The sequence below is a fragment of the Geitlerinema sp. PCC 9228 genome, assembly GCF_001870905.1.
GTDB lineage: Bacteria > Cyanobacteriota > Cyanobacteriia > Cyanobacteriales > PCC-9228 > PCC-9228.
Genome location: NZ_LNDC01000003.1, coordinates 1 through 12181 on the forward strand (window position 1 = coordinate 1; position 12181 = coordinate 12181).

Genomic DNA, 12181 nt, shown 5'->3' on the forward strand with positions numbered 1-12181 from the left:
TGACGGCGGCTAAAGCCGCACGGGTCGCTTTTCATCCCTGCTTTAAAAAGTCAGGGCTTTCAAGCTCCCGATTCATGCTGGTAATAGCCATCAGTAGGGGCGTCATGGGTTACCGTTTAAAGACCCCCCTACGAATCAAAGGAACTCGCTTCATGTTTTCTTTCCCAAAGAGTGCGAAATCCCAGGTTTCGATTAGTTTAAGCCGTCCAATTCCCTTTTTGTCTTTGAAAAGGATATGTTTGGGGTCAACAAGCTTCCAATAGTCGGGTTTTGTATTCGACCGAACGAGTATTCATTCTTTTTAAATTGAGAATATCCCTTTTTGTCAGGAATTTTCTGCTTGCAATGTTCGTAGGAACGTGAAATCGCCGACCAAGCTCTTCGGCAGCCGCCTGTCTAGCCATGCTATTGAGTTGTTGAACCCAAGAAAATTTGTGGCACCACACTTGGCCAGATTGGCGCTGCTCATGTTTGCCAACGCCTTGGTGGTGCATCCAATGGCACCAAGCCTGGTTGGGGACAAATTGAGCTGTTCGATGCTTCGACAGGCTCAGCACGAGATGGCTTCATCAATGGCTTTGAACTCAAGGGCGAGCACGGCTCGACATGGTACATTATTTGGAAAATCCTAGCATAAATTTTAGGTTGACCGACGGCGGCGGGGGCACACAGGTTGCTTTTCATCCTGGCTGGGAAAGAGGCAGAGCTTTCCAGCTCCCGTCTTTTCTCGTAATGAGAAATGCTATTGTTAATGTAAAAGTATGTAAATTGTTTCTAATGGTTTCGCAGTAGGAAGGGTTCCCATGCAAACGTCCGTACTTTCATCCACCTTTTTTCTAACACTGTTGTTGGGAGTGGGGCTGTTTTTCTTTATCAAGGCTTCTATAAAAGACCGCACCCAACAGATGCAACTGACCTGCAAGCAGTCCCAAGAGGCCCTGTGGGAGGATCTGAAATCGTACTTCCAACAACGAGCTTACTACGCGATCGCGACAGATCCCAAGCAAAATCAAATTACCTTTGAAGGTCAGGTACGTCCGAGTTGGTTTTTGGCGATATTTCTATCGACTTTAGCGGCGGTGGGGTTGCTCTGTCTGGCTTTGGTACTGGCACTGCTATTTTCCGCACCAGGTGCTAGTTTTATCTACGCTCTGGTACTGCTGTCGCCCCTGGCGGGGGTCTTTTACTGGCGCGGGGCTAGTCGCACCGAACAGGTTAAAATTCAAGTTCAGCCCCACACAGCTGGCGAAACCGACCTCCAAAGTACGGTAACAGCCATCGGACATCGCGACGAACTGGCTACGCTCAAACAAACCCTGCAAAAACAGGGGAGCTTGAAGGCTGCCAACTCCTAAGGAATAGCAGACAAAATGCCGGAGATGTCTAAAAAAGCAAGACTGCTTCTAAGGAAGGCAGAAGCAGTCTGTGCCGATTGAATAGGTTGTTCAGAAAAACAAGAATATGAAAAGAGCAGGCGAAATTAAGCTTCTTTGTTTAAGAAGTCCCGTGCCTGCTTGATAGCAGCTTGACCGATGTTGTAAAGAGCCCAGCTGCCAGCCAGTAGTACCGGTAACAGAACGATCAAAAGACGCCAATCCATAGCTGTACCACCTCTTCAACCCAGATTTATGAAGTTTAACAATTGTTCTCAGAATCTATTCATTATTGTGCATGACTTTGATAGTTTTTTACAATTTGTTTTACAAAAATTTACACTTCCTCAGAATCGCTAGCAAAAGCCCAAATCCGTGCCTTTGTCGGCGTGGACCAGGGCCAGTTTTTCATACTTTTGGGCATGTTCGATGAGTTCCTGAGCTTCGGCATCGGAAACTTCCCGCACCACTTTGGCCGGAATGCCAACTGCGAGGGATTGTTTGGGCAGGTCTTTGGTAACCACTGCTCCTGCCCCGATGATGCTGCCCGCACCGATGCGAACGCCGTTTAAAATGGTGGCACCGATGCCAATTAAACTGCCGCGTTCTACGATCGCCGAGTGGACAATTGCCCGATGTCCGACGGTCACCAAATCTTCTAAAATGGTAGGCTCTCCCGGATCGCCGTGGAGAATGGCACCGTCCTGGATATTGGTACTGGCACCAATTTTAATGGGCGATACATCCGCCCGTACGACGCTGCTGTACCAAATGCTGGCACCTGCGGCTACGGTGACATCTCCCAAAACCACGGCATTGGCGGCGACAAAGGCGGCCGCTGAGAGGTCGGGAACTTCCCAGTAGGAGGGTAAAAGGAGCTGAGGCTGGTTAAGATTTTCCATGATGGTTCCCCGCAATCATAAGAAAGGCTTTAAAATGGGCAGTGGGGAAGGCAACTTTGCTTCCCCGTTCTGTCTGTCGCTATCATAAAACTGGCACTTGCACGGAACCAAACCGGTATATTACGAAGGATTTTCGGACACTCTGGAATGATCGAACCAAGCTGGCAATACCCAATTTTTGGTCCAGAAATTCAGTGTCCTCACTGCCGCCAAACCATCCCGGCACTGACTTTAACGGATACGTACCTATGTCCCAGACATGGTGCTTTTGAAGCGGACCCACAAACGGGGAAATTGCTTCACCTGCAGTCCGGACGCCATTGGAAACGTTGGAACGGTCAATGGTACCGACAGCATACCCACCCAGACGGGATTCGTTTTGAAATTCACGAGGCTCTGGACAGACTCTACACTCAAGGCTACCGCGCTACCCGGGTGATTATCGCCCAGCGCTATAAAGATTTGGTAAGTGGCTATTTGGAACGTACCACACCCTGGCGATCGCAGACCAGTTCCGGTCGTCCGCGGCTGTATGGCTTGCCGGTGGAGTTTAGTCCCCATGAGTCGGAAGAACCCTGCTGGGCGGTTATTAATTTTGAACTGGAAAAAGAGCCGGGGGTACCGGTGAAGTATCCCTATTTTCGATTGTTTGAATAGTTTTGCTGCCATTTCTATGCACCACGCTTCCATTCGTACGGCCAATATCCACAGCGCCATCGCTTTTTACGAACAGTTGGGGTTTGCCATTGAGGAACGCTTCACTGCTGGCATTACCCTCGCCTGTTGGATGAAAGGAGATTTGGGGCGTATCGAACTGCTGCAAGTTCCCGAACCCAAACCCGCTACCGATCCCTTTGGTGATGAGCACTATGTGGGATACTACCATTTATCTTTTGACCTGACTGAGGTAGCCACCGATTTGCCCAGTTGGCTGGAAGCTTTGAAAGAACAGTTTCAGCAAGCTTCTCAGGAATATCCCGATACCATCCGACCTTTACAAGTTTTGCTCGCTCCCACCCAACAAATTATCGGCGATCGCGTTTACGAAGTGGCTTTTATCGCCGATGCCGATGGTATGCCTTTAGAGTTTATTCGTCATTTGCCTGCTGTTTCTTAGGATCGGTTGCGGATCGGTTGACAGATAGACAAAAAATAACAAATTCGATCGCAAATTTTCATGGTTTTGACTCGAAGGTAGCTACTTGTTAAGAATCTGAGGGGGAGATTGGCAGTATTCGGGAGCGCGATCGCAGGTTTTCCTGGAACGTATTAGAGATCGTGCGGTGGAATTTCCCGCTTCATGAGACAAAACGTTAGAAATATATAAAATCAAACCAGAACCAAACCGGGCGATCGCATCATTTGGTGAGCTACAATTTAGGTATTCGCTCTGGCTTGTCTGGGTTGGCCATCCGGAATCCGACGTAGATAGACTGCGCCAGTTTGGCAACGTGAACTGAGGACAACCACAGGGAGATTGCCCCTACAAAGAATTGCGAGCTTTGCAGATCGGATTTGGCATACCTCTTGATTGGAACCATGGATTTCCTATTTATAATGATTTCAGCGATCGCCCTTCTCTTGCCTCTTTTCCCTGCTTTGGCGGTCGTATTTCTCATATATAGATGACGAAAGGGACAAAAAAATTGGTTAAAAAAGTTTGCCCCCAAGACCAGCCGTATACCCAATACCATCTTGTCTATATCGAGCGCCACCGGCTTACTGACAACATGAAACCAAAATTCAAGGAGGTATCCCAGCCATCTTGTTTTATGGAGATGGTTGAGCGCGTTGTTCTATCTTTGACCGCAAATGTAGAGATAGTGCGAAAATTTTAGACTTCGATAGCGATAGCCAAATTGCCTTTCGATCCCACAATTTAATACCATTCCCTTAAAAATCTGTAAGAAATAATCGGGATATTGTTATAGGGGCGCTTTATAAAACACCCCTGCTAGCGCAATTGATAAATTACAAACAAGCGTTGTTTTTCAAAAATGGGACTAATCCGTTGCCGGTTCTTCCGTTTTCTTGGGGCGACGCAGCCAACCGCTTTTGCGAATGCTGGAAACCGCCATCGCCGTTCCCGTTCCTAACATCCACAGCAACGCCAACCCATTCAACAGAACATAAATCGGTTTGAAAAAATCTCCCAGATATTCTCCTTCGTGAATCACCATCAGGAAATGAACCTGGTCGCGGGAAAAACCAAACCAATCTTTGCTCAAACGGTAGCCCATCCCTGTAATGGCAGTTACCAAAAAAGGGAGCAATACAATGGGCGCAAGTTGGCGGTGAAGTTGGCGAATGGTGCGAAGATTCATAAAACAAGCCTCCTAGAAGGTTTGGAAACGCAGTAGAACCCAACGATCGATGCAAAGTGACGTTTTTATTGTGGGGGCAGAAAACGGAAAGGCTGCTGTAACCAAGGTTACAGATGGTCGCTTCTGTTGCCCACGGTTTTCTATCCCCAACCATTCAAAAAAATGTTAAACTTTCTTAACCTACTGGTCATAATAGCGAGATCGGGCGGTTGTTGGAAAGTCAAAGCCGCCACGCGATCGCGCCCAGCCAAGCTTCACCGGTAGCGTTGGTGCCCAAACCATCGACGAGCAGCGTTTTTGCAAAAAATTTGCTGTAAAAATCGAGGGGTCTTGGCAAAACTGCCCATGCGAAGCTAGGAACAATGGGTCTACACTAGATAAAGAAGAACCCCACAGTGCCATCACGAAAAATAACGTCAAATGTGGGCACGTGGCCTTCCAACTGCTGTATACAAAAAGGTTTGTGCGCTTTTTTTTATGAATATTCTTACGAATCTGCTTTCCCAACAACCTGCCCAACAAGCCTCTCGCTCTCAGAAAAAACGGCGCGGTGTTGAAATTAAATCACAGCGGGAAATCGAAATTATGCGCCAGGCGGCTAGAATCGTCGCCACCGTGTTAAAAGAAATCTCGGAAATGGCTGCCCCCGGCATGACCACCGGCGACTTGGATGCCCACGCCGAAAAACGCATCCGGGAAATGGGTGCCACCCCCAGTTTCAAAGGATACTACGGTTTTCCCGCTTCCATCTGTGCCTCCATCAACCATGAAGTGGTTCACGGCATTCCTTCTAAAAAGAGAGTGCTGCGGGAAGGCGATTTGTTGAAAGTAGACACCGGTGCCTATTACGAAGGCTTCCACGGCGACTCCTGCGTCACCATTCCCATTGGAGAAATTAGCGACGACGCCGCCAAGCTAACACAGGTAGCCGAAGAAGCTTTGTATGCTGGTATCAAGCAGGTGAAAGCTGGCAATTACCTACTCGATATCGCGGGTGCCATTCAAGACCACGTGGAAGCCAATGGCTTTAAGGTGGTAGAAGACTTTACTGGTCACGGAGTGGGGCGCAAACTGCACGAAGAACCTTCCGTGTTTAATTTCCGCACCCACAGCATGCCCAATGTGAAGCTGCGCGCTGGCATGACCATCGCAATCGAGCCGATTCTCAATGCCGGTTCCAAGCAAACCCGAATTTTGCCGGATAAATGGACGGCGGTTACGGTAGACAATGCCCTATCTGCTCAGTTCGAGCATACCGTATTGGTGACCAAAGACGGTTATGAGATCCTAACCGATCGCAATTTGGTCTAAATGCCATAAATTCTCAATTGGGAGGAGGATTGATGAGGGTTTTTGGCTGGCGTCTATCCGGTTCAAGCCCTACTGAGTCGCTCCTTCCCAGTTGAGTTTCGTTGGATTCCAGGTTCTTTCCAGGCGGGATTGTGCCTGTTCTAGTGCCGCTTGGGGAGAGGTTCCCAGCAAAACAGATTCGATCGCACGCCCTAAATTGCGCGAGAGGCGGGCGTATTCGGGTATAATTGGACGCGCGTATGCCCACTGCATTTGGTCGAGAAATACTTGCAAGCTGGGCTGTTGGGCAATAAATTCTTGATAGGCTTCACTACGACGGGCTTGGAGATTGGCGGGTAAATAGCCGGTTTGCAATGCCCACTGCTGTTGAAATTCTTTACCTACGGCATATTCTAAAAACTTCCAGGCAGCTTGTTCCCGTTCGGGATTTGTCTGCATGAGGAACAAATTTTCGCCGCCAACCACCGCCGCAGGTTGGTTTTTGCTGGGGAAGGGAAATACGCCAAAATCTACACCCGTTTCTGGTAAATAGCCTAAGGTCCAAGGTCCGGTAATTTGCATGGCAACCCGACCTTTGATGAAATCCGACTGTTCGTAGCCGCGTTCCGGTTGGGAGTTGATGGCAGAACCGTCAGCAAGCAGTTGCGACCACAGTTGCAATGCTTCAATGGCTCCTGCGTTGACCAAATTGGGCTGGCTGTCGGATAGCAAGCTTCCCCCAGCACTGTACATAAACGGCAACCAGCAAAAGACCGTCCATTCGCCTTTTCCTAAGGGTAATAGAATTCCGTAGCGATCGCGATCGCCATCCCCATCAGTATCTTGGGTTAGCTGGCTGGCAACTTGCCGCAGTTCCTCCCACGTTTCGGGAATTTTGTCAATCCCGGCTTCGCGAAACAAATCCCGACGGTAAAAAATCCCCGCATTATTGGTTCCCATGGGGACCGACCAAGTGCGATCGAACAGTTGCATGGAGTCAAACAACGCCGGGTCGATTTCTGATTTGACGGGAGAGTTGTCTAAAAAATCGTCAATGGGGCGAATTGCGCCCAAATCCACCAGTTTTCCAGTCAGAACGGGATTGTACCACAGAATATCCGGCGGTGCATCGCCGACTACCGCTGTGAGAATTTTGGGTAACTGTTGGTCGGGTTGCCCCACGTAGAGGGCTTCCACTTGGATACTGGCATGAGTTTCGTTAAAGCGATCGACGAATTTTTGAAATACATCTCGATTGGGTGGGGGATTGATGCCATGCCAGAGGGTTAGTTGGGTAACGCCAGGCGGTGATGTGGTTGATGGTTGGCAGCCTCCCACCAACAGCAACCAACTGGCAAGCAGGATAGCGAGTCCCAATTGTTGCCAGCGTTGCCACCAAAGTGAGTTGTGAGGGGAAAATTTGAAATTCGCCATGTGCGATCGCGATTTATACCATTTCTGAAAAACAACGATTGTCTGGAATTTCTCAATTGCCTTGGTAGGGGCGCTTCGCGAAGCGCCCCTACTCACGCGTTGCGCCCCTACAAAAATGCCTCTATTATCTCTTGCATATTATTAAGTGGTATTAGATGGTCCCTATCCGTTGCAAATTGGTTTTGAAAGTACCATCCTACGACAAAAAATAAAGTGCGCCAAGCCAGTTGCTCGCGCACTTGAAAATTCCCAACAGCAAATGGGAACTACTTCTCCACATCCAATCCCAACTGTTGCCATTTCATCATGCCGCCAGAGACATTCCAGACCTTCTGAAATCCAGAATTGACCAATTGCCGGGCAGCAATGGGACTGCGGTGGGAAGTGAGGCACATGACAGCAATAGGTTGGTCCTTGGGAAGGTCGCGGAACCATTTGGGAAGCATCCACCGAAACAGAGGCATCATCCCCAACATGAGGCGTGGCAAACTTAAATTCACCGCCCCCGGTACGTGTCCGCCTTTGTATTCCATACCGCTACGTACGTCCAAAACCAGGGGTTTCTTGTGCATGGTTGCCAGCTTTTTGGGAGAAATTTCGCGATAGGAAGCGTTCGCAGATGCGGTCGTCATAATGTCTATCAATCCTAAACTAGCTACAAGCTATATTGAAATTATCTTGTGTCCATGGCTCTCACTTCCTAACCCACGTAGAATATGGTCGCTATCGTTCCATTGCCCCTTGACCGGTGGTGGTCCATCGATTATTGCTCGGTTTCCAGCAACAACCGATGGCTATCGTTGGTCTCTGTAGTGTGGTTCCAGTAGGTACGGACAACCATCAAACGAGAATACTAGCGACAGTTTAGACCCACCAGGGTTTTTTGCCAGTACGAGGATCGGTTTCCGTCCAAGGAATCAACCAAATCGTCTCATCGTCATCCACCCGTACGTGGGAAATTTTCAGAGGACGATCTGCCGGTCCTCGAATCACGCGACCTTCGGCATCAAAGCGAGAGCCGTGGCAGGGACATTGGAACTGTTCGTCAACTTCGTTCCAGGGGAAGGTACAACCTAAGTGCGTGCAGTTGTTAACAATCGCCATGTCGCTGAGGGTACCGTCTTCTTTAACGGTGAGGTACGTAGGTTCCCCCGCAAGACCAGAAACCAACGCTCGCGTTCCCGGACCTTTTTCGGTAATTTGCGATGCGGGAACGGGGTTACCGAGTTTGTCTTTGGCAATAATCCTGCCATCTGCCCTGCCTTCAGATGGAGGATAGAAGTATTTGGCTGTGGGATAAAGGGCAGCTCCTGCGGTAGCAGCTACCGTGGCACCAGTTAAGAAATTGAGAAACTGGCGTCGAGAAACAGGAACCGATTGACTTGGTTGGTAAGAAAAATTTTCCGCCATAGATAGACCTCCTGGATAGCAATCGCACCTTACTGACAGCTTTGGCGAATTAGCTAGGTTGGTAAGCTAACCATCAGCATTTTGCAGAGCGATTGGAAATGGATGGTAAAGATGGAAAAGATGGAAGGAGTGGCGCTAGCTGGCTTTGGTTTTGTTAGTACTAATCCCCAGCAGACGATACAGACCGCAGAATCCAATGATGGCTGTTAGAGCCAAAATGCCACCAACAACATCCAAGCCGATTCCGAGGGCAGAATTTTCGTATACGCCAAATCCGAGGTAGAACAAACCTCCGGCTAGCAGTAGGCGCACAATGCGATCGCTGATTCCTACATTGGCAAACATACCTATCTCCCTCCTTTGCGAGTGTTACGCAACTGCAACAAACTTTTACCTTCTTTAACTATTATATAGCCATCCAACCATAAAGTGCAACAATGATTATCAATCTCAAAATTGACCGGTTGCTGCACCTATGCCAGGCTGTCAATGACCGAACGCACCATTTCCGCGGCTTCGGCAGCTACTTGCTTGGCGTCTGGATGGTCGATGGGTTGGAACATTGCTGTCGGGTTAACCGCAGAAACTTCAACGCGACCTGGTTCGAGTTCTTGAACCACTACGTTGCAGGGAAATAGCGCGCCCCCTTTGTCGTCAGCTTGCAAAATTTTGTAGGCAGTGGGTGCGTGGCAAGCGCCCAAAATCTTGTACCGACGAAAGTCAACGTCGAGTTTCTTTTTGAAAGCCTTGTCTACATCAATTTCGGTCATGACCCCCATGCCTTTTTCAGTGAGGGCGTCGGTGACTTTTTGCAGTGCCTCGTCAAAAGAAGTTGGCAAAACTTTGCTAAAGTAATAGCTCATGGGAAACTCCCCGAATACGAAATAATTGGTGAAACTTGGGTACTTGGAAAAAAGTTGGCAGAAATTTTATGGCAAGGATGTTTGAGGGTTGGCAGCAGCACCAAGAAATGTCGGCTTGCAACTGCCTTTATTTATTATATTATTAAATAGTTAAGTAGTCGTAAAGAGGGGAGCAAAAATTTTCCAAAGATTTTTAGAAGCTCTCCGGGGTCATTTAGAAGCTGAATTTCCCAAGCCACAAGGATTTCAGCACTAGGTCTAGCTGGCCGCACACGGATTGCTAACGATCTATGTTGGGGATGGTATTGGCAAACTGGCAAAACCTTATCGCTAGATACATCCACAGGGAAACTTATGGCTCAGTTAATTCTCATTCGTCACGGTCAGAGCACTTGGAACGCTGCCAATAAATTTACCGGTTGGGTAGACGTACCTTTAAACAAAGTAGGACGCGCCCAAGCCATGGAAGCAGCGAAAAAACTAGAATCCTACTATGTAGACGTCTGCTTTACCAGCTTGTTGGTGCGTGCCATTGAAACCGCCGTGATTTGCCTGACAGAATGCGATTCTCTCTGCCAAGGCAAAAGTCCGGTTATCAAACACGAAGGCGACGACCCCCACTGGCATGGTTGGGATAAATACGAAGGCAATCCCAAAGAAGAATTGCCCGTTTTTCCCAGCGTGGCGTTAGACGAACGCTACTACGGGGATTTGCAGGGGTTGAACAAAGCGGCTACCGCCGAAAAATACGGCAAAGATGTGGTTTACGAATGGCGGCGGTCGTTTTCCATCAAGCCGCCGGGTGGGGAAAGTTTGGAAGATACTACCAAGCGAACCCTCCCCTTTTTTCAAACCCGGATTATGAACCACATCAAGATGGGGGATAATGTTCTGGTTTCGGCCCACGGCAATTCCCTGCGGGCGATTATGATGGATCTGGACCAACTCACGCCAGAGGAAGTACCGGGGTTGGAACTGGCTACTGGCGTGCCGATAATTTACGATTTTGATGAGTCGGGGCAGGTTACTGGCAAGAAAATTTTGGAGTAATCGGTTTAGGAGGGGCGTTTCGCGAAACGCCCCTACAAGGAATTTGGGCGTTCCCAGAAATCGCTATTAATGGTATTAAAACAGAAAATAACGTTGCGTTAGGGGTAAGGTGCTGGCTGGTTCGCAGGTTAGTAAATTGCCGTTAGCGCGTACTTCGTAGGTTTCTGGGTCGATTTCTATGTGGGGCAGCGCATCGTTGAGTTTCATGTCTGGTTTGCCAATGGTGCGCGTTTGCGAGACGGCGGCGGTTGGTTTTTGCAGGCCAATTTGCTGGGAAAGATCGTTTTCTTTAGCATATTTTGAAATAAATGTCAAGCAGTTGGCTTCCTGGGCGCGGCCGAAACTGCCAAACATGGGACGCATGTGCATGGGTTGGGGGGTGGGAATGCTGGCGTTGGGGTCTCCCATTTGCGCGTAGGCGATCGCACCGCCTTTGAGAACAATGTCCGGTTTCACGCCAAAAAACGCCGGTTTCCACAGGCACAAGTCTGCCAGTTTCCCTTCTTCCACCGAACCCACAAAATCGGCTATACCGTGGGCGATCGCGGGATTGATGGTATATTTGGCGATATAGCGGCGCAGGCGTTGGTTGTCGTTGTCTCCAGTTTCTTGGGGGTTGGCACCGAACTGAACTTTCATTTTGTGGGCCGTTTGCCAGGTGCGGGAAATGACTTCTCCCACGCGACCCATGGCCTGGGCATCGGAAGCCATCATGCTAATCGCCCCCATATCGTGGAGAATATCTTCAGCAGCAATGGTTTCCCGCCGGATGCGCGATTCGGCAAAAGCCACGTCTTCGGGAATGTTGCGGTCCAGGTGGTGGCACACCATCAACATATCCAGGTGTTCTTCCATGGTATTGACGGTGTAAGGGCGGGTGGGATTGGTGGAAGAAGGCAGGACGTTGCCCAGGGAACAGACTTTCATGATATCCGGTGCGTGACCGCCGCCAGCGCCTTCGGTGTGGTAGGTGTGGATGGTGCGATCGCGAAAAGCATTGATGGTATTTTCTACAAAACCGGCTTCGTTGAGGGTGTCGGTGTGAATGGCTACCTGTACGTCGTATTGGTCGGCTACTGACAAACAAGTATCGATGGCGGCGGGGGTGCTGCCCCAATCTTCGTGCAGTTTTAATCCCAGGGCACCGGCTTCCACTTGTTCGGTTAGACCCTGGGGTTGGCTGCTGTTGCCTTTGCCGAGAAATCCCAAATTCACGGGAAACGCATCGGCAGCTTGTAGCATTCTGTGGATGTGCCAAGGACCGGGGGTGCAGGTGGTGGCGTTGGTGCCGGTGGCGGGTCCAGTGCCGCCGCCTAGCATGGTGGTGATGCCAGAGGCGATCGCGACTTCTATTTGTTGGGGACAGATAAAATGAATGTGGGCATCAATGCCGCCAGCGGTGAGGATTAATCCTTCCCCAGCGATCGCTTCCGTGCCGGGTCCGATGGTAATATCGACATGGTCTTGGATGTAGGGATTGCCCGCTTTGCCGATTTTATGAATTTTGCCATCTTTGATGCCGATGTCGGCTTTAA

The 12181-nt window shown here is 49.4% G+C and carries 14 protein-coding genes; 5 read left to right on the forward strand and 9 right to left on the reverse strand.

Annotated elements, in window-relative coordinates; all coding sequences use genetic code 11:
- Positions 1 to 803: 803 nt before the first annotated feature.
- The gene (locus tag AS151_RS00160; RefSeq protein ID WP_071515053.1) at positions 804 to 1355 is read left to right on the forward strand and encodes a cofactor assembly of complex C subunit B; all 552 of its coding nucleotides are present in this window, start codon (positions 804 to 806) and stop codon (positions 1353 to 1355) included.
- 125 nt (positions 1356 to 1480) lie between these two features.
- Here AS151_RS00160 and AS151_RS20405 read toward each other — a convergent pair whose 3' ends face one another.
- Positions 1481 to 1600, reverse strand: coding sequence for a photosystem II protein Y (locus tag AS151_RS20405; RefSeq protein WP_084639300.1), 120 nt, complete (start codon positions 1598 to 1600; stop codon positions 1481 to 1483).
- Positions 1601 to 1729: 129 nt separating this feature from the next.
- Positions 1730 to 2275, reverse strand: a complete 546-nt coding sequence (locus AS151_RS00165) for a gamma carbonic anhydrase family protein (RefSeq protein ID WP_071515054.1) — start codon at positions 2273 to 2275, stop codon at positions 1730 to 1732.
- A gap of 147 nt (positions 2276 to 2422) precedes the next feature.
- On the opposite strand from AS151_RS00165, the gene AS151_RS00170 reads away from it, so the two are divergent.
- Positions 2423 to 2932 (forward strand): TIGR02652 family protein, encoded by a 510-nt coding sequence (locus AS151_RS00170; RefSeq protein ID WP_071515055.1) that lies wholly within the window; start codon positions 2423 to 2425, stop codon positions 2930 to 2932.
- A 16-nt stretch (positions 2933 to 2948) separates the two neighbouring features.
- On the forward strand, positions 2949 to 3392 hold the full coding sequence (locus tag AS151_RS00175) for a VOC family protein (protein ID WP_071515064.1): 444 nt from the start codon (positions 2949 to 2951) through the stop codon (positions 3390 to 3392).
- An 886-nt stretch (positions 3393 to 4278) separates the two neighbouring features.
- On the opposite strand, the gene AS151_RS00185 is transcribed toward AS151_RS00175, so the two are convergent.
- Positions 4279 to 4599, reverse strand: coding sequence for a peptidase (locus AS151_RS00185; RefSeq protein ID WP_071515057.1), 321 nt, complete (start codon positions 4597 to 4599; stop codon positions 4279 to 4281).
- Positions 4600 to 5076: 477 nt separating this feature from the next.
- Between AS151_RS00185 and map the strand changes: the two genes are divergently transcribed.
- On the forward strand, positions 5077 to 5910 hold the full coding sequence (gene map, locus AS151_RS00190; protein WP_071515065.1) for a type I methionyl aminopeptidase: 834 nt from the start codon (positions 5077 to 5079) through the stop codon (positions 5908 to 5910).
- A 69-nt stretch (positions 5911 to 5979) separates the two neighbouring features.
- Here the strand turns inward: map and AS151_RS00195 are convergent, their stop codons facing one another.
- The 5 genes from AS151_RS00195 to AS151_RS00215 all read right to left on the reverse strand — a co-directional run bounded on the left by AS151_RS00195 (position 5980) and on the right by AS151_RS00215 (position 9596).
- Positions 5980 to 7323 (reverse strand): ABC transporter substrate-binding protein, encoded by a 1344-nt coding sequence (locus tag AS151_RS00195; RefSeq protein WP_084639301.1) that lies wholly within the window; start codon positions 7321 to 7323, stop codon positions 5980 to 5982.
- A gap of 266 nt (positions 7324 to 7589) precedes the next feature.
- Positions 7590 to 7955 carry a rhodanese-like domain-containing protein gene (locus AS151_RS00200; protein WP_071515058.1) on the reverse strand — a complete coding sequence of 122 codons (366 nt, stop codon included), beginning with the start codon at positions 7953 to 7955 and terminating at the stop codon, positions 7590 to 7592.
- A gap of 232 nt (positions 7956 to 8187) precedes the next feature.
- Complete coding sequence (gene petC, locus AS151_RS00205) at positions 8188 to 8733, reverse strand: cytochrome b6-f complex iron-sulfur subunit (protein ID WP_071515059.1); 546 nt, start codon at positions 8731 to 8733, stop codon at positions 8188 to 8190.
- Positions 8734 to 8868: 135 nt separating this feature from the next.
- On the reverse strand, positions 8869 to 9078 hold the full coding sequence (locus AS151_RS00210; protein WP_071515060.1) for a DUF2892 domain-containing protein: 210 nt from the start codon (positions 9076 to 9078) through the stop codon (positions 8869 to 8871).
- Between the two features lie 128 nt (positions 9079 to 9206).
- Positions 9207 to 9596, reverse strand: coding sequence for a DUF302 domain-containing protein (locus AS151_RS00215; protein ID WP_071515061.1), 390 nt, complete (start codon positions 9594 to 9596; stop codon positions 9207 to 9209).
- 354 nt (positions 9597 to 9950) lie between these two features.
- Here AS151_RS00215 and AS151_RS00220 point away from each other — a divergent pair, with 354 nt between their 5' ends.
- Positions 9951 to 10646, forward strand: a complete 696-nt coding sequence (locus AS151_RS00220; RefSeq protein WP_071515062.1) for a 2,3-bisphosphoglycerate-dependent phosphoglycerate mutase — start codon at positions 9951 to 9953, stop codon at positions 10644 to 10646.
- A gap of 75 nt (positions 10647 to 10721) precedes the next feature.
- On the opposite strand, the gene ureC is transcribed toward AS151_RS00220, so the two are convergent.
- Positions 10722 to 12181, reverse strand: a 1460-nt coding sequence (gene ureC, locus AS151_RS00225; RefSeq protein WP_071515063.1) for an urease subunit alpha, incomplete at its 5' end; no start/stop codon positions are given.

Bases quoted from the DNA above. Each gene is read 5' to 3' on its own strand.
- AS151_RS00160 (WP_071515053.1), top strand. From the start codon at position 804: ATGCAAACGTCCGTACTTTCATCCACCTTTTTTCTAACACTGTTGTTG.
- AS151_RS20405 (WP_084639300.1), bottom strand. From the start codon at position 1,600: ATGGATTGGCGTCTTTTGATCGTTCTGTTACCGGTACTACTGGCTGGC.
- AS151_RS00165 (WP_071515054.1), bottom strand. From the start codon at position 2,275: ATGGAAAATCTTAACCAGCCTCAGCTCCTTTTACCCTCCTACTGGGAA.
- AS151_RS00170 (WP_071515055.1), top strand. From the start codon at position 2,423: ATGATCGAACCAAGCTGGCAATACCCAATTTTTGGTCCAGAAATTCAG.
- AS151_RS00175 (WP_071515064.1), top strand. From the start codon at position 2,949: ATGCACCACGCTTCCATTCGTACGGCCAATATCCACAGCGCCATCGCT.
- AS151_RS00185 (WP_071515057.1), bottom strand. From the start codon at position 4,599: ATGAATCTTCGCACCATTCGCCAACTTCACCGCCAACTTGCGCCCATT.
- map (WP_071515065.1), top strand. From the start codon at position 5,077: ATGAATATTCTTACGAATCTGCTTTCCCAACAACCTGCCCAACAAGCC.
- AS151_RS00195 (WP_084639301.1), bottom strand. From the start codon at position 7,323: ATGGCGAATTTCAAATTTTCCCCTCACAACTCACTTTGGTGGCAACGC.
- AS151_RS00200 (WP_071515058.1), bottom strand. From the start codon at position 7,955: ATGACGACCGCATCTGCGAACGCTTCCTATCGCGAAATTTCTCCCAAA.
- petC (WP_071515059.1), bottom strand. From the start codon at position 8,733: ATGGCGGAAAATTTTTCTTACCAACCAAGTCAATCGGTTCCTGTTTCT.
- AS151_RS00210 (WP_071515060.1), bottom strand. From the start codon at position 9,078: ATGTTTGCCAATGTAGGAATCAGCGATCGCATTGTGCGCCTACTGCTA.
- AS151_RS00215 (WP_071515061.1), bottom strand. From the start codon at position 9,596: ATGAGCTATTACTTTAGCAAAGTTTTGCCAACTTCTTTTGACGAGGCA.
- AS151_RS00220 (WP_071515062.1), top strand. From the start codon at position 9,951: ATGGCTCAGTTAATTCTCATTCGTCACGGTCAGAGCACTTGGAACGCT.